The sequence below is a fragment of the Streptomyces sp. B1I3 genome (assembly GCF_030816615.1).
In the GTDB taxonomy this organism is placed as follows: domain Bacteria; phylum Actinomycetota; class Actinomycetes; order Streptomycetales; family Streptomycetaceae; genus Streptomyces.
Map to the genome: position 1 here is coordinate 5,219,013 of NZ_JAUSYD010000001.1, position 21,103 is coordinate 5,240,115.

A 21,103-nucleotide genomic window follows, 5' to 3' on the forward strand; every position below is an offset into this window, starting at 1 on the left:
GGTGACCGAGTGCCTCCCGTGGGTCACGCGTGGGTAGGCCCGCCCTCGCGCAGCGCGAACCACAGCTCCGTCCGTACGTCCATGTCGTCCAGGTCCACGTCCAGCAGCGCCGCGCACCGGGCGATGCGCTGGCGGACCGTGTTGCGGTGGACCCGCAGGGCCACAGCCGTGCGGTCCCAGCTGCCGTGCAGGCCCAGCCAGCAGCGCAGTGTCTCGGCCAGGGGCGGGGTGAGCGGGGCCAGGAGGGCGCGGGCGTGGGCCTCGGCCTCGTCCCGGGGCACGAGGGCGGCGAGACCTCCGGTGGCCCGGCGGTCCGTGGCCAGCGGTGCGCGGGTGGCCTCCGCACGGCCCAGGGCGCGGGCCGCCCGGGTGCCGGCGGCGGGCAGGTCCGCGAGCCGCACCGGCTCCGAGGCGCCGAGGGTCCAGCCGGGCTGCGGGGTCACCTCGTGGGAGCCGGCGAGGAGGACCCGCACCGTCCCGCGGTCCGCGTCGGTCAGCGCGGAGCCCATCGCCGCCCCGAGGGTGCCGGCGGCGAGCGGGTCGGCGGCCGCGCCGTCGGCGCGGCGGGCGTGGACCACGGTCCAGAGGGCCTCCTCGTCCCCCAGGAGAGGGGCCACCTCCTGCGGGGGCGCGCCCAGCAGCAGCCGTACGAGCGCCGCCGAGCGGCCTGCCGCGCCGGCGCCCTGGTGCGGGGCCGTCAGGAGGGAGAGCAGGACGACGGCGATCCCGGCGACGGTGTGGTCCCCCGCCTCGCGCCCGGCAGTGGCCAGCACGAGGACCAGGCCCTGCGCGCCGCCGAGCGGGTACGCCGACAGGTGGGTGCCGCCCAGGGTGTCCGTCGCCGATGCGGGGCTCTGCTTCCGGGCGGCCGCCGAGGTGCCGGCGACGGCGGGGGAGGGTGCGGGGGCGGGGGCCACCACGCGGGCCAGCCGGGCCAGTGCCGCCCGTACCTCCGGCGTCAGGGCCCCGCCCGCCGCGTGGACCTCCTCGCCCTCGGCCGTCAGCAGAGCCACCCTGCCCTCCAGGTGCACGGCCAGCTGGTGCAGCACCGCCGGCACCGGACCAGGACGGGCCGCGGCGGTCGCCAGGGCCTGCTGCGCCCGGGCCGCCCGGCGCAGCTCACGGTGGCGGGCCTCCGCCATGAGCCGCCACACCGCCCGCGCGATCGCCGTGAAGGGGGTCGTGGGCGGCACCTCCAGCAAGGGCAGGCCGTGCCGGTCGCACGCCTCCACCAGCGCGCCCGGCACCGTGTCGTGCACCGGCGCCACCCCGAACCCGAGCGCCGCCGCCCCCGCCTCCACCAGCCGGGTCACATAGGTGTCCGCGTCCGCGAGCAGCACCCCGGCGCTGAGCAGCAGTTCACCACCGAGCAGATACGGATACGGGTCGGCCATCTCCGAGGTGTGCACCCACAGCAGATCGGCGTGGTCCGGGCCGGCGATCCGGCGCAGCCCCAGTTCTTCCCGCGCCAGCAGTTCGGCCAGGGCGACGGGCGGGGCCGGGGGTCCGGCGGGGAGGTCCGTCATGGATGGTCCGTCCATCGGTGCGGTCGAGAATGGATGAAACGTACACTTCAGCGTCGGCTTCCGGCCACCTACCGTCTTCTTCACGCACGACTCGTGCGCCGGGACGAGACGGAGGAAGCCCATGGCTGTCGACTACGCGGTGATCGTCGTCTATCTGGCCGGCATGCTCGCCATGGGCTGGTGGGGCATGCGCCGCGCCAAGTCCAAGAGCGAGTTCCTGGTCGCAGGCCGGCGGCTCGGTCCCTGGATGTACTCCGGCACCATGGCCGCGATCGTCCTCGGCGGCGCCTCCACGATCGGCGGCGTCGGCCTCGGCTACCAGTACGGCCTGTCCGGCGCCTGGATGGTCTTCACGATCGGCCTGGGACTGCTGGCGCTGTCCGTGTTCTTCTCGGCCCGCATCGCGCGGCTGAAGGTCTACACCGTCTCCGAGATGCTCGACCTGCGCTACGGCGGCCGGGCCGGAATCATCTCGGGCGTCGTCATGTGGGCGTACACGCTCATGCTGGCCGTCACGTCGACCATCGCGTACGCCACCATCTTCGACGTCCTGTTCGACATGGACCGGACCGTCGCGATCATCCTGGGCGGCACCATCGTCGTGGCGTACTCGACGCTCGGCGGCATGTGGTCGATCACGCTGACGGACATGGTCCAGTTCGTCGTGAAGACGATCGGTGTCCTGCTGCTGCTCCTGCCGATCGCCGTCGTCAAGGCCGGCGGCTTCGCCGAGATGAGGGCGAAGCTGCCGACGGAGTACTTCGACCCGCTGGGCATAGGCGGCGAGACGATCTTCACGTACGTCCTGATCTACACCTTCGGCATGCTGATCGGCCAGGACATCTGGCAGCGGGTGTTCACCGCCCGCAACGACCGCACGGCGCGCTGGGGCGGCACCGTCGCCGGCACGTACTGCCTCGTGTACGCGATCGCCGGAGCCGTCATCGGTACGGCGGCCAAGGTCATGTACCCGAAGCTGCCCAGCGCGGACGCGGCCTTCGCGACGATCGTCAAGGACGAACTGCCGGTCGGCGTCCGGGGCCTGGTCCTGGCCGCCGCGCTCGCCGCCGTGATGTCCACCTCCTCCGGCGCGCTGATCGCCTGCGCGACCGTGGCCAACAACGACATCTGGTCGCGCCTGCGGGGCGCGGTCACCGGGGGCGACGGTGCGGAGCGTGACGAGGTGAAGGGCAACCGGGTCTTCATCCTCGTCATGGGTGTCGCCGTCATCGCGATCGCCATCGCGCTGAACAACGTCGTCGAGGCGCTCACCGTCGCCTACAACCTGCTCGTCGCCGGGCTGCTCGTGCCCATTCTGGGCGGTCTGCTGTGGCGTCGGGGAACCGCGGCCGGTGCGCTGGCCGCGGTCGCCGTCGGTGGCGTCGCGGTCGTCGGCCTCATGGCCGGGTACGGCATCCTCGCCAACGAGCCCGTCTACTACGGGCTGCTGGCCTCGCTCGCGGTGTACGTGGCCGTCTCGCTGGCCACCAGGCCGACGGACGCCGACGTACTGGCCGCCTGGCGCGAGCGGCTGGCAGGCCGGGGCGCGCACGCCGAGACGGCCCCGGACGCGGACCCGGTCGCCGTGTGAGCGCTGCCGGAAGCCGGGCGGGGGTCGCCGAACCACGCCCGGCTTCCGGACGGTCGCACCCTGCCCCGGCCGCACCGGAACCACCGGCCCGGTCACCCCGGCCGTCCCGGACCCCGCACACTTGATTACCGTACGAACGCCCACAAAGCGTGCAGCACCCTCGCAGAGCCCGAACGAAAGGCACCCGTCCTCATGAGCAGCACCGAATCGCCGCGCGGTCCCGTCGACTCCTCCCGCGTCCCGCGGTACGCCGGACCCGCCACGTTCGCCCGGCTGCCCCGGCTCGACGAGGTGGGGACCGCCGACGTCGCCGTCGTCGGCGTGCCCTTCGACAGCGGGGTCTCCTACCGCCCCGGCGCCCGCTTCGGCGGCAACGCGATCCGCGAGGCGTCCCGCCTCCTGCGCCCCTACAACCCCGCGCAGGACGCCTCCCCCTTCGCCCTCGCCCAGGTCGCCGACGCGGGTGACATCGCGGCCAACCCGTTCAACATCAACGAGGCCGTCGAGACCGTCGAGGCCGCCGCCGACGACCTGCTCTCCACCGGCGCCCGGCTGATGACGCTCGGCGGCGACCACACCATCGCGCTGCCCCTGCTGCGTTCCGTCGCCAAGAAGCACGGCCCCGTCGCCCTGCTCCACTTCGACGCCCACCTGGACACCTGGGACACGTACTTCGGCGCCGAGTACACCCACGGCACCCCGTTCCGCCGCGCCGTCGAGGAGGGCATCCTCGACACGGAGGCGCTGTCCCACGTCGGCACCCGCGGCCCGCTGTACGGCAAGCAGGACCTCACCGACGACGCCAAGATGGGCTTCGGCATCGTCACCTCCGCCGACGTCATGCGGCGCGGCGTCGACGAGATCGCCGACCAGCTCCGGCAGCGCATCGGCGACCGGCCGCTCTACATCTCGATCGACATCGACGTCCTGGACCCGGCGCACGCCCCCGGCACCGGCACCCCGGAGGCCGGCGGCCTCACCTCGCGCGAGCTCCTGGAGATCCTGCGCGGGCTCTCCTCCTGCCACCTGGTCTCCGCCGACCTGGTCGAGGTCGCCCCGGCGTACGACCACGCGGAGATCACCTCCGTCGCCGCGTCCCACACGGCGTACGAGCTGACGACGATCATGTCCCGCCAGATCGCGGAGGGCCGGAACCGGTGAGCCACGACCACGACGACCGGCCGCAGCTCACCCCCGCCCAGGCCGAGGCCGCCCTGAACCCTCCGCCCGGACGCAACGGCGGTGACCTCGTGGTCGAGACCCTCCAGGGCCTGGGCGCCACCACCGTCTTCGGGCTGCCGGGCCAGCACGCGCTCGGCATGTTCGACGCGCTGCGCCGCTCCTCCCTCTCGTACGTCGGGCTGCGCGTCGAGAACAACGCGGGCTTCGCCGCCGACGCCTACGGCCGGATCACGGGGGAGGTGGCCCCGCTGCTGCTCTCCACCGGCCCGGGAGCGCTGACCTCCCTGGCCGCGCTCCAGGAGGCGGCGGCGGCATCGGCGCCCGTGCTGGCGGTCTCCAGCCAGATCCCGAGCGCCGGGCTCGGCGGCGGGCGCCACGGCTACCTGCACGAGCTCCGCGACCAGCAGGCGTCGTTCCGTGGCGTCGTCAAGTCCGTCCACACCGTGCGCACGGCGTCGCAGATCCCGTCCGCGATCGCCGCCGCCTGGGAGTCCGCGCTCACCGCCCCGCACGGGCCCGTGTGGGTGGAGATCCCGCAGGACGTGCTCCTCGCCGAGACGCTCCTGCCCGTGGTCAGCGCGCTCGACGCCACCCCGCGCGAGGTGTACCCGCGTCCGGAACTCACCCTCGCGGCGGCGCACCTGCTGTCGAACGCCGAACGGCCGGCGATCATCGCGGGCGGCGGAGTCGTACGGTCCGACGCGAGCGGCAAGCTGCTGGCGCTCGCGGAGAAGATCGACGCCCCGGTCGTCACCACCTTCGGTGGCAAGGGCGCCTTCCCCTGGGAACACCCGCTCTCCCTCCAGTCCTGGCTGGAGGACCGGTACACCACGGACTTCCTGGAATCCGCGGACGTGCTCCTGGTCGTGGGCTCGGGACTCGGTGAGCTCTCCTCGAACTACCACACGTTCAGCCCGCGCGGCCGGATCATCCAGATCGAGGCCGACGCCGGGAAGCTGGAGTCCAACCACCCCGCGCTCGGTATCCACTCCGACGCCCGCGAGGCCCTCGCCGGCCTGCTGGAGGCCGTGGAGCGCCGCGAGGACGCCACCGCCGCCACCCGCGTCCGTACGGTCCTGGACCAGGTCCGGGCACGGATCGCCGCCCAGGACCTCACCCTGGAGCAGCAGGTGCTCGCCTCGGTCCGCGAGGCACTGCCCGACACCGCGCCCAGCTTCTGGGACATGACGATCCTCGCCTACTGGGCCTGGTCCGCCTTCGACGCCCGGCACCCCAACACCATGCACTCGGCCCAGGGCGCGGGCGGTCTCGGCTACGCCTTCCCGGCCGCGATCGGCGCCGCGGCGGCGGATCCGACCAAGCCCGTGCTGGCCGTCTCGGGCGATGGCGGGGCGATGTACTCGATCGCCGAGCTCGCCACCGCGCGTCAGTACGACCTGCCCGTCACCTGGCTGATCGTGGACGACGGCGGCTACGGCATCCTGCGCGAGTACATGACGGGCGCCTTCGGCGAGGCCACGGCGACGGAGCTGTCCCGCCCGGACTTCGTCGCCCTCGCGGAGTCCTTCGGAGTTCCCGCGGTCCGTACGGCCCCCGAGTCCCTGGCCGCCGACCTGGCGAAGGCGCTGGCGGCCCCCGGCCCCGCGGTCGTCGTCCTGCCGGCCCTGCTGAGGATGTTCGAACCGACGCATCTGTGACCCGGGCGGACACCCGGGACGGTGACCTGGGCGGACACCCGGGACGGTGACCTGGGCGGACGCCCGGCACGGTGACCTGGGCGGACGCCCGGCACGGTGACCTGGGCGGACGCCCGGCACGGTGACCTGGGCGGACGCCCGGCACGGTGACCCGGCGCCGCTCGGTGCTCCGCCGCCCCGTGGGAACAGGGCACGCACCCCGGGCCGGCCCCCTTCGCCCCAGTGTCCTGGCTCGGACGTCAGCCGCGAGGTAGCGGGATGATCACGTGCTCGCCGTCGCTGGTCTTCAGCTCCTCGACGAGCGCGGCGTGTCCGGTCCGTGCCGCCGCCAGGCCTCGGTGAGGCGGGCGAGGCGGGTGGGGGCGGCGATGCCGCGCACGGTCGCGATCCTGCCGTGGGTGATGTCGAACGTCACGGAGCCGACGACCTGGTCGCCGAGCACGAAGAGGATGGCGGGGGCGCCGTTGGCGAGCGCGTGGTGGACGCCGGGCGTGGTGGCGGTGCTCTCCACGCGGGCCACCCTGAGGCGCTGTCGCCGGCGGCGTAGACGTTCGGGTGCGAGACCGACCGCATGGTGCGATCGACGACGATCCGGCCGTTCTCGGTGACCTCCAGCCCGCCGGCGGCGGCGACGGGGCTGACCGCGAACCCGGCCGTCCACACGGTCGCGTCGGATGCCACGGCGGTGCCGTCGGCGCGGAGCACCCGTGCCGCTTCGACGGCCTTGACGACGGTGTGCTCCAGGACCGTGATGCCCAGCCGGTCGCAGGCCTGGCGCAGGTGGTCGCGGGCTCCGGCGGAGAGCCGGACGGCCAGCTCGCCGCGGGCGATGAGCGTCACCGACAGGCCGGGCCGGGATTCGGCGATCTCGGTGGCGGTCTCGATGCCGGTCAGCCCGTCGCCGACGACCAGTACACTCCCGCCTTCGCCCCGCCTGCCCAGGCCGTCCAGACGCTCGCGCAGGCGCAGCGCCGAGGGCCGGGCGGCGACGTCGTGGGCGTACTCGGCCACGCCGGCTCCTCCGGTGCCCACTCCTGCCGCACGCCCGCCCCTTCGGCCTCGATCACTCGATCGGACCGGCGGCGACGCCAAGGCCGGGAAACGGGCTCGCCCGGCTGCCCGTGACCTCCTTGCGGTTGGTGTCCGGGCCACGACTCCGGGGCCCCTGTGGTGTCGGTCACCCGCCCCCGGCGCGCCGGCCGCGCCGCCGTCCGAGTGCACCGCCGCGCCACCAGGGCGGGAGGGTGCGCCCGGCCCAGGTCCGTCCGGAGGACGCCGGGGGCCGGGCCAGGAGGCCTGTGGCGCGGACCATAGGACGTTTTGTCCGCATGTGTGCATCATGCTCGGGTCCCTCAGGCCGCACCCGACACACAGGACGGAAGGTTCATGAGTCACCAGCTGACGTCCCGGCGTTCCCGGGCGGCCGTCTGCGCCGCCCTGATCTGCGGCGTGCTCGCACCCGCGGCCGCCGTGGCGAAGCCCGCAGAGGCCGTCTCGCCCTCCGTCTCCTGCGTGTCGAAGAAGACCGGCCTCGCCGCCCGGCTGTCCGAGGACATCACCGCAGCCCTCAAGGGCACCGGATCCACCACCGCCCTGGCGGTCCAGGACCACAGGACCGGTACGACCTGCACACTGCGGGCCACCCAGCAGGTGGACTCGGCCAGCGTGGTCAAGGTGACGGTCCTCGCCGCCCTGCTCTGGGACGCCCGGCGCACGGGCCGGCCGCTCACCCCGCACGAGACCGAACTCTCCACCGCCATGATCACGAAGTCGGACAACGACGCGACCAGCGAGCTGTGGGGCCGCCTCGGCCCGTCGAAGGTCAAGGCCTTCCTCCGGGCCGCCGGCATGACCCGCACCACTCCGGACGCCGGGCATGCGTGGGGACTCACCCAGATCACCGCCCAGGACGAGCAGCGCCTGCTGACCCTGGTGACGAGCCGGAACAAGATCCTCGACGACCGCTCGCGGACGTTCCTCCTGGACCGGATGCGCAAGGTCGTGCCGGACCAGCGCTGGGGGGTTCCGGCGGGTGCTCCGGCCGACGCGACCGTCCAGCTCAAGAACGGCTGGCTGGAGCGGTCCGCCCACGGCTGGCGCGTACACAGCGTGGGCGCGTTCAGCGGCAAGGGCCACGACTACCTGATCACCGTCCTCACCCAGGACAACAAGACGATGAACGACGGCGTCAGCACCATCCAGGCCGTGGCCGAGGCCGTACACAAGGACCTCGGTCCGACCACCGGCTAGGGCGTGTTTCGAAAGTGGCGTCGTCTGCCCGAAGGGCAGGCCCGGGGGCGTCTGGTGCGTGCGATCGCAAGGCGGAGGGTCGCCTCGATACCGGGTGTATCGGGGTGATCCCGACAACGCGGCGAGCGTGCGTGCCAGACGCCCCCGGGCAGGCGGGACTTTCGAAACACGCCCTAGGGGCCCGGTCCGCCGTGCGGGGGCCCGGGGCCCCGCACCACCGGCCTCCCGTACGGGCGTCCCTCCCGCCCGCCCCACGACCTGGGACCTGCCGTCCCCCCGCCTCCGGCCATGGGCCGGCAATTGTTGCGGCGGGATGAAATCCGCAGCTGACGGCGTTGGTGACATGCGGTAGACCAGGCGGGGCGACGGGGAAAGCAGGAGGCACGATGGCGGGCGAGAGCGCGGACGGGGAGCAGCGGAGCGCGGAGCCGGGGTGGGGCCGGCGGCTGGCCGGATACGCGTGGCGCTACCGGCGCAACGTCCTGCTGGCGCTGGGCTCGTCACTCGCCGGCATGGGCGTCATGGCCCTGGTCCCGCTGATCACCAAGGTGATCATCGACGACGTCGTGGGCGACCGCACCCGCTCCCTCGGTCTGTGGACCGGGATGCTCGTCGTCGCGGCCGTCCTCGTCTACGCCGCCACCTACGTCCGTCGCTACTACGGCGGCCGGCTCGCCCTCGACGTGCAGCACGACCTGCGGACCGAGATGTACGGCACCCTCACCCGGCTCGACGGGAAGCGGCAGGACGAGCTCTCCACCGGCCAGGTCGTCGGGCGGGCCACCAGCGACCTGCAGCTGATCCAGGGTCTCCTCTTCATGCTCCCGATGACCATCGGGAACATCCTGCTCTTCCTGATCTCCCTGGTGATCATGGCGTGGCTGTCGCTGCCGCTGACCTTCGTCGCCCTCGCCGTCGCCCCCGCCCTCTGGTTCATCGCCCGCCGCTCCAGGACCCGCCTCTTCCCCGCCACCTGGTACGCCCAGAGTCAGGCCGCCGCCGTGGCCGGAGTGGTCGACGGGGCCGTCTCCGGCGTCCGGGTCGTCAAGGGGTTCGGACAGGAGGAGCAGGAGACGGGCAAGCTCCGCGAGGTCGGGCGCAGGCTCTTCGCGGGCCGGCTGCGGACCATCCGGCTGAACTCCCGCTACACCCCCGCGCTCCAGGCGGTTCCCTCGCTGGGCCAGGTGGCGATGCTGGCTCTCGGCGGCTGGCTGGCCACCCGCGGGGAGATCACCCTCGGCACGTTCGTCGCCTTCTCCACCTATCTCGCCCAGCTCGTGGGCCCGGTCCGGATGCTCGCCATGGTCCTCACCGTCGGCCAGCAGGCCAGGGCCGGGGTGGAACGCGTCCTGGAACTGATCGACACCGAGCCCTCCATGCAGGACGGCACGAAGCAGCTGCCGGCCGACGCCCCCGCGAGCGTCGAGTTCGACGACGTGCGCTTCGGCTACGCCGACGAGCGACCCGTACTCGACGGGTTCTCCCTGACCATCGAGCCCGGCGAGACCGTCGCCGTCGTCGGCGCCTCCGGCAGCGGGAAGTCCACCGTCTCCCTCCTGCTGCCCCGCTTCTACGACGTGTCGCACGGCGCCGTCCTGGTCGGCGGCCACGACGTCCGCGAGCTGACCCAGGACTCCCTGCGGGCCGCCATCGGTCTCGTACCGGAGGACAGCTTCCTCTTCTCCGAATCGGTCCGCGCCAACATCGCCTACGGACACCCGGACGCCACCCAGGAACAGATCGAGCGGGCCGCGCGCGCCGCCCAGGCGCACGACTTCATCACGCAGCTCCCCGGCGGCTACGACACCAAGGTCGGCGAGCACGGGCTCACCCTGTCCGGGGGGCAGCGACAGCGGGTCGCCCTCGCCCGGGCCATCCTCACCGACCCCCGCCTGCTCCTCCTCGACGACGCCACCTCCGCCGTCGACGCCCGCGTCGAGCATGAGATCCACGAGGCGCTGGCGCAGGTCATGGCCGGCCGCACCACCCTGCTGATCGCCCACCGGCGCTCCACCCTCGGCCTCGCCGACCGCATCGCCGTCCTCGACCAGGGGCGGCTCGCGGACATAGGCACGCACGCCGAGCTGGAGCAGCGCTCCGCGCTCTACCGGAGGCTGCTCACCGACCCGGACGAGCTCGGCGGCACCTCACCGGGGCACCAGAGGGTGACGGACGGGGCGCCGGACGACGACCGCGCGCTCCAGGAGGAGCTGGAGGCCGAGTTCGACGCGGAGCGCGGCATCACCCCGGAGCTGTGGATCCGCAAGGAGGAGCAGCGCGACACGGCGGCGGCCGGTATGCCCGCCACCCCCGAGCTCCTCGCCCAGGTCGAAGCGCTGCCGCCCGCCACCGACACGCCCGGCATCGACGAGGCGGGCGCCGTCCGCCCGGAGGAGTCGTACGGCCTGCGCCGGCTGCTCCACGGCTTCGGGCTCCCGCTGCTGGTGAGCCTGGCGCTGGTCGCCGTCGACGCGGGCATGGGCCTGCTCCTGCCGGTGCTGATCCGGCACGGCATCGACGACGGCGTGCAGCGCATGGCGCTGGGCGCGGTCTGGGCGGCGGCCGGGCTCGGCCTGCTCGCCGTCCTCGTGCAGTGGGCGGCCCAGGTCGGTGAGACCAGGATGACGGGCCGTACGGGCGAACGCGTCCTGTACTCCCTGCGCCTGAAGATCTTCGCGCAACTGCAGCGGCTCGGCCTCGACTACTACGAGCGCGAGCTGACCGGCCGGATCATGACCCGGATGACGACGGACGTCGACGCCCTGTCCACGTTCCTGCAGACCGGCCTGGTCACGGCCTTCGTCTCCGTCGTCACCTTCTTCGGCATCACCGTCGTGCTGCTCGTCCTCGACGTGCAGCTGGCCCTGGTCGTCTTCGCGACCCTGCCGCTCCTGGTCGTGGGCACCTTCTTCTTCCGCCGCAGGAGCGTCAAGGCCTACGAACTGGCGCGGGAGCGCATCAGCGTCGTCAACGCCGACCTCCAGGAGTCCGTCTCCGGGCTGCGGATCGTGCAGGCGTTCCGCCGCGAGCGCGACGGCGCCCAGCGGTTCGCCGAGCGCAGCGACCACTACCGCGAGGCCCGGGTGCGCGGGCAGTGGCTGATCTCCGTCTACTTCCCGTTCGTGCAGCTGCTGGCCTCGGTCGCGGCGGCCGCCGTGCTGATCGTCGGCGCCGGACGGGTCGACGACGGCACGCTGACCACGGGCGCGCTGGTCGCCTACCTCCTCTACATCGACCTGTTCTTCGCCCCGGTGCAGCAGCTCTCCCAGGTCTTCGACGGCTACCAGCAGGCCACGGTCTCGCTCGGCCGGATCCAGGAGCTCCTGCGGGAGCCGACCTCCACCGCCGACCACGACACACCGCAGGACGTGCCCTCGCTGCGCGGCGACATCGCCTTCGAGGACGTCTCCTTCGCCTACGACGGCGAGGAGGAAGCCCTCACCGGCATCGACCTGCGCATCCCCGCCGGCCAGACGGTCGCCTTCGTCGGCGAGACCGGTGCGGGCAAGTCCACGCTCGTAAAGCTGGTCGCCCGCTTCTACGACCCCACGAGCGGCCGCGTCACGGCGGACGGCACGGACCTGCGCAGGCTGGACAGGACCGCGTACCGGCACCGGCTCGGAGTGGTACCGCAGGAGTCCTACCTCTTCGCGGGCACGGTCCGCGACGCCATCGCCTACGGGTTGCCGGAGGCCACCGACGCCCAGGTGGAGGCGGCGGCCCGGGCGGTCGGAGCCCACGAGATGATCGCCACCCTGGAGGGCGGCTACCTGCACGAGGTCGCCGAGCGGGGCCGCAACCTCTCGGCGGGCCAGCGCCAGCTGATCGCCCTCGCCCGCGCCGAGCTGGTCGACCCCGACATCCTGCTGCTCGACGAGGCGACCGCCTCCCTGGACCTCGCCAGCGAGGCCCAGGTCAACCAGGCCACCGACCGCCTCGCCGGCCGTCGCACGACACTCGTCGTCGCCCACCGCCTGACGACGGCCGCCCGCGCCGACCGCGTCGTGGTGATGGACGGGGGCAGGGTCGCCGAGGACGGCACGCACGGCGAACTGCTCGCGAGGGACGGCCTGTACGCCCGGCTGTGGCGCACGTTCATAGGGGAGGGCATGGACGAGGGCGCCCCCTCGAAGGTCTGACACCGTTGTCCACCCCGCTTCTCCGGAACCTCGCACCCCCCGTTGTGCGTCGTACACCCATACGCATACGTGGCCGACGAGGGTCAGGGTGTTCGACGGAGCAGGTGGGGTGGACGGAGTGACGGGACCGCTGAGGGCATCGGGACGGCCGCGGCCGGCGAAACGGCCGGCGGGCCGGCGCCTGGGGGTGGCGCTTTTCGTGCTGCCACTGCTCGGGTCCGTCGGCCTGGTGCTGGGCGGGCCCGGCGCGGCCCCCGCGCAGGCCGCGTCACCCTGTTCCGGACGGCTGGTCAAGACGGTGGCGTTCGCCACCGGTTCGCTGCGCGTCTACGAGAGCCGGGCCTACGCCTGCGCCGTCACCGTCGCCAGGGACCCGGGCGCGCGCCGCGCGATGCGCGTCTCGCTGCAGCCGCGCGGAGGCCGGGCGGTCGTCGACAGCGGCCGGTTCACCCGGCTGGCGGGCCCCGTCACGGTCCACGCGCTGAACCGGTGCGTCCGCGCCTCCGGTTCCGTCGCGGGTTCCTCGGGTTCCACCGGGTGGATCTTGTGCTGACACGCAACTGGGTCTGGCGTGGCAGGTGTTGCCCCCGCTAGGTTCACGGCGACTGTCGTGAATCAAGGGGAGGGTGCATGCGCAAGGCGCTCACAGGGGTTCTGTCGCTCGCGGTGCTCATAGGCACAGCGGGGGCGACCGGAGCCTCGGCCGGTGCGGCCACCGCCGCGGAACCGGCCGCGAAACAGAGCAGCGGCTCCACCAGCAGCAGCGAGGACGTCAAGGACCGCATCCTGGCCATCCCGGGCATGAGTCTGATCGAGGAGAAGCCGTACCCCGGTTACCGCTTCTTCGTCCTCAACTACACACAGCCGATCGACCACAGGCACCCGTCCAAGGGCACCTTCCAGCAGCGCGTCACCCTGCTGCACAAGGACACGAACCGCCCGACGGTCTTCTTCACCAGTGGCTACAACGTCTCCACGAACCCGAGCCGCAGCGAGCCGACGCAGATCATCGACGGCAACCAGGTCTCGCTGGAATACCGCTTCTTCACCCCGTCCCGCCCGGCGCCCGCCGACTGGTCGAAGCTCGACATCTGGCAGGCCGCCAGCGACCAGCACCGGGTCTTCACGGCGCTGAAGGGGATCTACTCCCGGAACTGGCTGACCACCGGCGGCTCCAAGGGCGGCATGACCGCCACCTACTTCGAGCGCTTCTACCCGAAGGACATGGACGGCGTCGTCGCCTACGTCGCGCCCAACGACGTCGTGAACGACGAGGACTCGGCCTACGACCGGTTCTTCGCGCGAGTCGGCACCGAGGAGTGCCGCGACCGGCTGAACGGCGTACAGCGCGAGGCACTCGTGCGCCGCGAGCCGCTGGAGAAGAAGTACAAGGCGTACGCCGCCGAGAACGGCCTCACGTTCAACACCGTCGGCTCGCTGGACAAGGCGTACGAGGCCGTCGTCATGGACTACGTCTGGGCGTTCTGGCAGTACAGCCTGCTCTCCGACTGCGAGTCCGTGCCGGCCGACGCCCCGCAGGCCACCGACGAGGCGATCTGGGACTCGATCGACGGCATCTCGGGCTTCTCCGCCTACGCCGACCAGGGCCTGGAGCAGTACACGCCGTACTACTACCAGGCGGGCACCCAGCTCGGCTCGCCCGACATCACGCAGCCCTGGCTGGGCGGCCTCAGCCGCTACGGCTACCAACCGCCCCGCGCCTTCGTGCCGCGCTCCATCCCCATGAAGTTCGCGCCCTCGGCGATGCGCGACGTGGACAGCTGGGTCCGGAACAACGCCAGGCACATGATGTACGTCTACGGCGAGAACGACCCGTGGGGTGCCGAGCGCTTCCGTCTGGGCCGCGGCGCCCGTGACAGCTACGTCTACACGGTGCCGGGCGGCAACCACGGATCCAAGGTCGCCGGCCTCGTCGCCGACGAGAAGGCCAGGGCGACGGCGGCGATCCTGCGCTGGGCCGGAGTCGCCCCGGCGGCCGTCGAGGCCGATCCGGCGAAGGCGAGGCCGCTCGCCAGGTTCGACGCGAAGCTGGACAAGCGGGACGCGGAGCTCGAGAGGAAGGCGGGCACGCTGAGGCCGTGACACGGCCCCGCAGGCGGGCGGGCCGGGCGTTGCCGGGTATGTCGCACCCGGTGACGCCCGGCCCGCCCGCGCGTCAGTAGGACAGGCCGTAGCCGACCGGGTACAGCGCCTGCGTGGGCGTGTCCGCACGCTGCACCGGGACCGGCAGCCGGCCTTCCGGCTCGGCCCGTCCCGCGATCACCCGGGCGGCCGCCCGCAGTTCGACGTCCGTCCAGGAGTACGCGGCCAGGCTCGCCGCGTACCCCGTACCGGCCAGCTGGGCGATGTCGTACGGGTTGCGGAGCGCGAGCGTGACCACCGGGACGCCGGTCGCCGCGAGCGCCGCGACAAGGGTGCGCTGGGAGCTGGTCGCGGTGACGTTGTACGTACCCACGACGACCGCGTCCTTGCCCTGGGCGGCCGCCACCGCCTCCGCGATCCTCGCCTGTGAGGGCGCCGTTCCGGTGGACAGGGCGGTCGCCGCGTACCCCAGCTCCTGGAAGGCCTCGGCGAGCGTGGTGGTCGGCGGACCCGTCGTGCCGGACGGTGAGGCGGGATCCGCGCCGACCACGAGCAGGTTCCTGTGCGAACGGCGGGACAGCGGGAGCAGCGCACCGGTGTTGGCGAGCAGCGTGGTCGTGTGCTCGGCGATCCGGTCGGCGGCGTCGAGATGGGCCCGCGTGCCGACCGTCCGGTCCACGCCCCGGTGGGTGACGTAGGGGTCGCGGAAGAGCCCGAGCTTCCACTTCAGCCGGAGGATGCGCAGGATCGATTCCTCGATGCGGGCCTCGCTGAGCTCCCCGCTCTTCACGGCCTCCAGGACGGCGTTCCACGCGACCGGGAGGTCGGGCGGGTTCAGCAGCTGGTCGACACCGGCCCGCAGCGCCAGGACGGGGACGCGTTCGTCGCCGTACTTCGTGCGCACTCCCTGCATGCCCAGCGAGTCGGTCACCACGACGCCGTCGTAGCCGAGCTCCTCGCGCAGGATGCCGGTGAGGATGGGGCGGGAGAGCGTGGCGGGGTCCTCGGACGGGTCCAGGGCGGGGACCACGATGTGCGCCGTCATGATCGAGTCGATGCCCGCCGCGGCGGCGGCCCGGAACGGCGGGGCGTCCAGCTCTTCCCACTGCTCCCGGGTGTGGTGGATGGAGGGCAGGCCGGTGTGGCTGTCGGTGCTGGTGTCGCCGTGGCCGGGGAAGTGCTTGGCCGTGGCGGCGACACCCGCGCTCTGGTAGCCCTTCACCTGCGCGGCGACGAGGGCGGCCACCGAATCCGGGTCGGAACCGAAGGAGCGCACGCCGATGACGGGGTTGGCCGGGTTGACGTTGACGTCGGCGTCGGGCGCGTAGTTCTGCCTGATGCCGAGGGCGGCCAGTTCCGCACCGGCGATCTGGGCGGCCCGGCGCGTGTCGGAGCGCGAACCGCCGGCCCCCAGTGCCATGGCGCCCGGCATGAGGGTGGCCGGCTCGCCCACGCGGCAGACGATGCCGTGCTCCTGGTCGGTGGAGATCAGGAGCGGCACGGGGGTCGGCCCGGCGAGACCGGCGCGCTGGATGCCGTTGGAGAGGTCGGCGATCTGGTGCGGGTCCCGGGTGTTGTGCGCCCAGGCGAAGTAGATGATGCCGCCGACGTGGTACGTGGAGATCAGCTCGGCGGCCGTACGGACCCCGATCTCGGCGAGGTTGGCGTCGATGTCCGCCTGGTCGGGGGCGGTCGCGGAGTGCCCGTACACCCGCATCACGAAGAGCTGGCCGACCTTCTCCTCGAGACTCATCCGGGCGATGAGCCGCTTGAGGCGGCTGTCCGTGGAGGTGCCGGATGCCTGGGCGGCGCCGGGGACGGCGACGACGCCGGTCGCTGCCACGGCGACGGTGGCAGCGGTGGCGGTGAGGAGAGCGCGTCTGGAGGTGCGGTGGTGCACGTGAGCTCCTTCCGGTGCTGAAAGAAACTTCCAAGAAGGTACGGATATATGGAAAGTAACTACCAGTCAAGAGGACCACCCGAAAAGGGCGGGACACGCGCGGCGAGTGGGGGAGCGGAGGCGCAAGGGGGTGAGGAGGGCCGCATCGGCCGGATGTGCGTCGCGCGGCCGGTCGGGCCGAGCCGTCCAGGGCGGCGCGCCGGACCGGGCTGTCGACGTAGTGGTTGGCGAGGGGGTCGTGGCCGGGGATGCGGAAGTCGTTCCGTCGCTCATGGGTACGCCTCTACGGTGGGATACGCCCAGTCACGCAGGTCATTCCCGCCCGGAAATCCTGGGCCAATTCCCAGTCGGCGCCGGCGTGTTGGGGTTCCGGTCCGTCAGGTGGGCGAGGGTGCGGGACCTTGCCCGGCGCGTGGGCCCCCGTCCGTCGCCGTGAGCGTCAGGACAGCCCCGCCCGCGCCCCTGCGGCCCGCAGCGCGGCCACCGCCGCGGTGATCGCCGGCCGCCGCGCCGCCTCCGTGCGCCACAGCGCGTACACCCGCCGCACCGGTACGGGATCCAGCCGCACCGCCACCACCCCCGGCGGCAGCTGCCCCCGGCCCAGGCGCGGGATCATCGCCACGCCCAGCCCCGGCGGCGATCAGGGCGAGCTGGGTGTGGTGCTCCTCCGCCTGATGCCGGATGTCCGGCTCGCACCCCGCAGCCCGCAGCGTCCGCACGAGCCAGTCGTGGCACACGGTGCCGGGCGGCTGGCACACCCACCGCTCCGCGGCCAGCTCCTCCCGCCGCACCGCAGTCCGCCCTCCCAGCCGGTGCCCCTCCGGCACCAGCAGATCGCACCCGTCGTCACCGATCACGGCCTGCGCCAGGCCGTCCGGCGCCGGCAGCGGGGCGATGTCCCAGTCGTGGGCCACCGCGAGGTCGATGACGCCCTTCGCGACCAGATCGACCGAGAGGTGCGGATCGACCTCCGTCAGCCGCGCCTCCACCGCCGGGTGCTCCCGTGCCAGCTCCGCCAGCACTCCCGGCAGCAGCCCGCGCGCCGCCGACGCGAACGCGCCGAGCGACAGCCGGCCCGTCGGTGTGCCCCTGCGCTCCTCCAGAGTCGTCTCGGCCTGTTCCACGATCGCCAGCAGCTGCTGGGCGGTGGCGGCCAGATGCACCGCATCCTCGGTGAGCGCGACCCCGCGGCCGTGCCGCTCCAGCAGCGTCGTGCGCGTCTCCCGCTCCAGCTTGGTGATCTGCTGCGAGACGGCTGACGGGGTGTAACCGAGGGCGGCGGCCGCCGCCGCGACGGACCCGTGGACGGATACGGCGTGCAGGGCGCGAAGCCGGGACAGATCGAGCACGGGGACCTCGCAAAGGGCGGAAGCTTCAGCGATGCTCAATCCAACCATGAAGCAATCCGTGCTGGTGCTACATGGTCCGCGCGGCCGATGCTCTGTCCATGCGTCCTCTCCACATCGCCCTCGCCGTGCTGGTCACCGCCGTCTGGGGCGTCAACTTCGTCGTCATCGAGCTCGGGCTCGCCCACTTTCCGCCCCTGCTCTTCTCCGCGCTCCGCTTCCTCGTCGCCGCGCTGCCCGCCGTGTTCTTCGTCGGCCGGCCGAAGGTGGCCTGGAAGTGGATCGTCGGCGTGGGCCTCGCCCTGGGCGTCGCCAAGTTCGGGCTGCTCTTCATCGCCATGGACCGGGGGATGCCTGCCGGGCTCTCCTCCCTCGTCCTCCAGGTCCAGGCCGTCTTCACGGCCCTCTTCGCGGCCGTGGCGCTCGGCGAACGGCCCGGCGGGACACGGGTGCTGGGGATGGGCGCCGCCCTCGCGGGCATCGGGGTCGCCGCCGTCGACGAAGGGGCGGGCGGGCCCGTGCTCGCCTTCGTCCTCGTCGTCGCGGCGGCGGCCTGCTGGGGCGTGTCGAACGTCCTCACCCGCAAGGCCGCTCCGCGCGACTCCCTCAACTTCATGGTCTGGGTGTCGACCGTGCCGGTACTGCCGCTGCTGGGCCTGTCCCTGCTCCTCGAAGGCCCGCACCGCGACGCCGAGGCCCTGGCCGCGCTCGACCTGAGCGGCGTCGGCATCATCGTCTACGTCGCCTGGATCACCACGGTCTTCGGCTTCGGTGCCTGGGGCTTCCTGCTCCGCCACCACCCGGCCTCGTCCGTGGCCCCGTTCACCCTGCTCGTGCCGGTCTTCGGGATGTCCTCCGCGGCACTCCTCCTCGGTGAGCCGGTGAGCCCGCTGCGGTGGTGCGCGGCCGCGCTGCTGGTCGGCGGGGTGGCCCTGACCTCCCTGCCGCGGCCGCGCGCCGCCGCCGCGCAGGTGCCCGAGGCGCAGCCGGCCGGGGTCTGAGCCGCCGGCCCCCGCAACGGCTTCGCGGCCCGAGCCGCCGCCCTGCCTACTGCTTCGGCGCCCCGAGCCGCAGCAGATGCTCACGCCCCGCTGCCAGCAGACCCGGCAGGGGGGCGGCGGCGGGGTACCAGCGCTTCTCGTACTCCCAGCAGACCCAGGCGTCGGCGTCCAGCGTGTCCAGGCACGCCTTCAGGGGCAGAGCCCCGTCCCCCAGCGCCAGCGGCGTGGTCTCGTCGGCGGACGCGATGTCCTTCACCTGCACGTATCCCAGGTGCGGGGCCAGCACCGCGTGGGCGGCCACCGGCTCCTCACCCGCCAGCCACGTGTGCATGACGTCCCAGAGGGCGCCGATCTGCCCGTGGCCGACCGTGCCCACCACCCGGGCCACGTCGGCCCCGGCGCGGTGGGAGTCGTGGGTCTCCAGGAGGATGCGCACGCCCATGTCGGCGGCGTGCGGAGCCGCGGCGCCCAGCCGGCGGGCAGCGGTCCTGTCCGCCTCGGCGGGGTCCTGGTCCCCGCCGCCCGGGAAGACGCGGACGTACGCCGCCCCCAGGTCGCGGGCCAGCTCCACGAGCTCGGCGAGCTCGGCCAGCACGGCTTCGTCGTCACCCTCGGCGGCGACGCGTACGTACCCGGCGAGGGCCAGGATCTCGACCCCGCCCGTCGCGAACTCCTGCGCCACCGCGGTTCGCTCGGCGAGCGTCAGCCCGGTGTGCACCGGCTCCTCGGGGTGCGTGCGCAGCTCCACCCCCGCGTACCCGTGTCCGGCGGCGAGCCGCACCACGTCGGCGACCGGCATCCCCGGCACCCCGAGGGTCGAGAAAGCGAGCTTCACGTGTGTGTCCTTCCGTTCTGCGCGGGAGCGGAGCCCGGCGCCCCGACGGCTCCTGCCCGTCGGGGCGGCCGTCACTCCCGCGCCGCCCAGCGTATGTACCTCCTCAGCCCGTGCCCCGCAGCAGCCGTTCCAAGCTGCCGAGCAGCTGCAGCGCGTCCTCCCGCCGGGCGCCGTCCAGGGTCCGCCCGGTGCTCCCCGCCGCGACCGGCGCCGGGGCGGCCACCCGCAGGGCGGCGGCCGCCTGCCGGGCGAACATCGCCAGCAGGTCCAGTTCGCGGACGCCCGACCGCGCCTGGGGTGAAGGATCCAGGACCTCCAGCACCCCCAGGACGCGGGAGTCGCTGATCAGCGGGGCCGCCATCAGCGCCTGCGGTACGTACGCAGTGGACTCCGCCAGGGAACGGTCGAAGGACGGGTCGCTGACCAGGTCGTCCACCACCATCGGCTCTCCCGAGGTCGCCACCCAGCCGGCGATGCCCCGCCCCGCGGGGAAACGGCGGCCCACCAGGAACTCCTCGCCCTCACCGGAGACGGCCTGGAAGACGAGTTCGTCCGCCTCCTCGTCGAGCAGGAAGACGGAGCTGGCGGCGGCCCCGAAGATCGCGCGTGCCACATCGACGACCGACTGGAGCAGTTCGCGCCGGGCGGCGTCGCCCGGGGCGGGGAGGGAGGCGAGCGTGATGTCAGTTCTCGGAGTCGTCACGGGATATCTCCTGCCGCTGTGGAAGGACGCGGGCCGACGTGGACATTGGCCGCGGACAGATAGAGGGCGTTCTTGAGCTGGAAGGCCGTCATCCCGGGGTGCGCGGAGAGGACCCGGGCGCAGAGGCCCGCGATGTACGGCGTGGCGAAGCTGTTGCCGGTCGTACGGATCGTCCGGCCGCCCAGCCAGGGCACCGACACGTTCTGTCCCGGCCCGAAGAACTCCACCGGGGGCTCCGGGTTGTACAGGTGCAGCTCCGGGTCGTCCTCCTGGTGGCTGCCGACGGAGATCACCGAGGCGAACCGCCAGGGGAAGCTCTCGACCGGGGTGTTGTGCGCCGATGCCACGATCACCGTACGGGCGAAGTAGGCGTGGTCGGCCAGACCGTGCAGCTCCGGGGCGAAGCGGGTCCGCGTGGTCGACAGACTCAGGTTGACCACGTCGAAGCGCTGCTCCACCGCCCACCGCAGCCCGGCCATCAGCACCTCACCCGTGCCGGAGAAGCGTTCGCCGAGCACGCGGACACTGTGGACCTCGCAGTCGGGGGCGGTACGGCGGATGATGCCCGCGCACGCCGTACCGTGCCCGCACGTGTCCCCGGTCGTGGTCGGCTCGACCGTGATCGCGCCGCTCTCCCCGTCCTTGACCACCACCCAGGAACCGTCCACGGGACCGACCAGCGGGTGGTCACGCTCCACACCCGAATCCACCACGCACACCCGCACACCGCGCCCGGTCGCCCGGCCCGCCGGCCGGCCGCCCGGCGGGCCCGGGTCGGCGGTCACGGGCACGTCCTGGGGGCCGCGCCCCCGCAGGCTCCAGGTCAGTCCCTGCCCCGGTGCCGTGCCCCTTCCGGTGGCCTCCATCGG

At 73.1% G+C, this 21,103-nt stretch carries 13 protein-coding genes and 3 pseudogenes; 8 read left to right on the forward strand and 8 right to left on the reverse strand.

Going from position 1 to position 21,103, the window contains the following annotated elements:
• Window positions 1-23: 23 nt before the first annotated feature.
• The gene (locus QFZ58_RS23870; RefSeq protein WP_307126945.1) at window positions 24-1,526 is read right to left on the reverse strand and encodes a PucR family transcriptional regulator; all 1,503 of its coding nucleotides are present in this window, start codon (window positions 1,524-1,526) and stop codon (window positions 24-26) included.
• Between the two features lie 121 nt (window positions 1,527-1,647).
• On the opposite strand from QFZ58_RS23870, the gene QFZ58_RS23875 reads away from it, so the two are divergent.
• The 3 genes from QFZ58_RS23875 (at window position 1,648) to QFZ58_RS23885 (ending at window position 5,957) form a co-directional block, all read left to right on the forward strand.
• On the forward strand, window positions 1,648-3,117 hold the full coding sequence (locus QFZ58_RS23875; protein WP_307126946.1) for a sodium:solute symporter: 1,470 nt from the start codon (window positions 1,648-1,650) through the stop codon (window positions 3,115-3,117).
• Window positions 3,118-3,309: 192 nt separating this feature from the next.
• Complete coding sequence (gene speB / locus QFZ58_RS23880; protein WP_307126947.1) at window positions 3,310-4,278, forward strand: agmatinase; 969 nt, start codon at window positions 3,310-3,312, stop codon at window positions 4,276-4,278.
• Entirely contained in the window at window positions 4,275-5,957 is a 1,683-nt protein-coding gene (locus tag QFZ58_RS23885; RefSeq protein ID WP_307126948.1) for a thiamine pyrophosphate-binding protein, read from the forward strand. The genes speB and QFZ58_RS23885 overlap by 4 nt, the downstream gene beginning before the upstream one ends.
• 286 nt (window positions 5,958-6,243) lie before the next feature.
• Here the strand turns inward: QFZ58_RS23885 and QFZ58_RS23890 are convergent, their stop codons facing one another.
• Complete coding sequence (locus QFZ58_RS23890; RefSeq protein WP_307126949.1) at window positions 6,244-6,399, reverse strand: hypothetical protein; 156 nt, start codon at window positions 6,397-6,399, stop codon at window positions 6,244-6,246.
• A gap of 83 nt (window positions 6,400-6,482) precedes the next feature.
• Window positions 6,483-6,980 (reverse strand): annotated as a pseudogene (locus QFZ58_RS23895) (FAD-dependent oxidoreductase); the annotation flags it as partial.
• Between the two features lie 363 nt (window positions 6,981-7,343).
• On the opposite strand from QFZ58_RS23895, the gene QFZ58_RS23900 reads away from it, so the two are divergent.
• The 4 genes from QFZ58_RS23900 to QFZ58_RS23915 all read left to right on the forward strand — a co-directional run bounded on the left by QFZ58_RS23900 (window position 7,344) and on the right by QFZ58_RS23915 (window position 14,449).
• Entirely contained in the window at window positions 7,344-8,207 is an 864-nt protein-coding gene (locus QFZ58_RS23900) for a serine hydrolase (RefSeq protein WP_307126950.1), read from the forward strand.
• 386 nt (window positions 8,208-8,593) lie between these two features.
• A complete protein-coding gene (locus tag QFZ58_RS23905) occupies window positions 8,594-12,346 on the forward strand; it encodes an ABC transporter ATP-binding protein (protein WP_307126951.1) in 3,753 nt (1,250 codons plus the stop codon).
• A gap of 88 nt (window positions 12,347-12,434) precedes the next feature.
• Window positions 12,435-12,899: a hypothetical protein gene (locus QFZ58_RS23910; RefSeq protein WP_373428580.1), complete on the forward strand. Its 465-nt coding sequence runs from the start codon at window positions 12,435-12,437 to the stop codon at window positions 12,897-12,899.
• Between the two features lie 77 nt (window positions 12,900-12,976).
• On the forward strand, window positions 12,977-14,449 hold the full coding sequence (locus QFZ58_RS23915) for a S28 family serine protease (protein WP_307126952.1): 1,473 nt from the start codon (window positions 12,977-12,979) through the stop codon (window positions 14,447-14,449).
• A gap of 73 nt (window positions 14,450-14,522) precedes the next feature.
• Here QFZ58_RS23915 and QFZ58_RS23920 read toward each other — a convergent pair whose 3' ends face one another.
• Together QFZ58_RS23920 and QFZ58_RS23925 are read right to left on the reverse strand one after the other, a co-directional pair.
• Window positions 14,523-16,349, reverse strand: coding sequence for a glycoside hydrolase family 3 protein (locus tag QFZ58_RS23920; RefSeq protein WP_307126953.1), 1,827 nt, complete (start codon window positions 16,347-16,349; stop codon window positions 14,523-14,525).
• Between the two features lie 439 nt (window positions 16,350-16,788).
• Window positions 16,789-17,698: pseudogene (locus tag QFZ58_RS23925) on the reverse strand (LysR substrate-binding domain-containing protein).
• A 98-nt stretch (window positions 17,699-17,796) separates the two neighbouring features.
• On the opposite strand from QFZ58_RS23925, the gene QFZ58_RS23930 reads away from it, so the two are divergent.
• Window positions 17,797-18,696 (forward strand): EamA family transporter, encoded by a 900-nt coding sequence (locus QFZ58_RS23930; protein ID WP_307126954.1) that lies wholly within the window; start codon window positions 17,797-17,799, stop codon window positions 18,694-18,696.
• 46 nt (window positions 18,697-18,742) lie between these two features.
• On the opposite strand, the gene QFZ58_RS23935 is transcribed toward QFZ58_RS23930, so the two are convergent.
• From QFZ58_RS23935 to QFZ58_RS23945, 3 genes and pseudogenes are all read right to left on the reverse strand, one after another.
• The gene (locus tag QFZ58_RS23935) at window positions 18,743-19,531 is read right to left on the reverse strand and encodes a sugar phosphate isomerase/epimerase (protein ID WP_307126955.1); all 789 of its coding nucleotides are present in this window, start codon (window positions 19,529-19,531) and stop codon (window positions 18,743-18,745) included.
• Between the two features lie 103 nt (window positions 19,532-19,634).
• Window positions 19,635-20,234, reverse strand: a complete 600-nt coding sequence (locus QFZ58_RS23940; protein WP_373428581.1) for a GAF domain-containing protein — start codon at window positions 20,232-20,234, stop codon at window positions 19,635-19,637.
• Window positions 20,215-21,100 (reverse strand): annotated as a pseudogene (locus QFZ58_RS23945) (S8 family serine peptidase). The gene QFZ58_RS23940 and the pseudogene QFZ58_RS23945 overlap by 20 nt, the downstream one beginning before the upstream one ends.
• Window positions 21,101-21,103: the final 3 nt, after the last annotated feature.

What these genes read in the sequence shown, in the direction of transcription:
- QFZ58_RS23930 (WP_307126954.1), top strand. Translation starts at nt 17,797, where the DNA reads ATGCGTCCTCTCCACATCGCCCTCGCCGTGCTGGTCACCGCCGTCTGG.
- speB (WP_307126947.1), top strand. Translation starts at nt 3,310, where the DNA reads ATGAGCAGCACCGAATCGCCGCGCGGTCCCGTCGACTCCTCCCGCGTC.
- QFZ58_RS23905 (WP_307126951.1), top strand. Translation starts at nt 8,594, where the DNA reads ATGGCGGGCGAGAGCGCGGACGGGGAGCAGCGGAGCGCGGAGCCGGGG.
- QFZ58_RS23870 (WP_307126945.1), bottom strand. Translation starts at nt 1,526, where the DNA reads ATGACGGACCTCCCCGCCGGACCCCCGGCCCCGCCCGTCGCCCTGGCC.
- QFZ58_RS23875 (WP_307126946.1), top strand. Translation starts at nt 1,648, where the DNA reads ATGGCTGTCGACTACGCGGTGATCGTCGTCTATCTGGCCGGCATGCTC.
- QFZ58_RS23915 (WP_307126952.1), top strand. Translation starts at nt 12,977, where the DNA reads ATGCGCAAGGCGCTCACAGGGGTTCTGTCGCTCGCGGTGCTCATAGGC.
- QFZ58_RS23900 (WP_307126950.1), top strand. Translation starts at nt 7,344, where the DNA reads ATGAGTCACCAGCTGACGTCCCGGCGTTCCCGGGCGGCCGTCTGCGCC.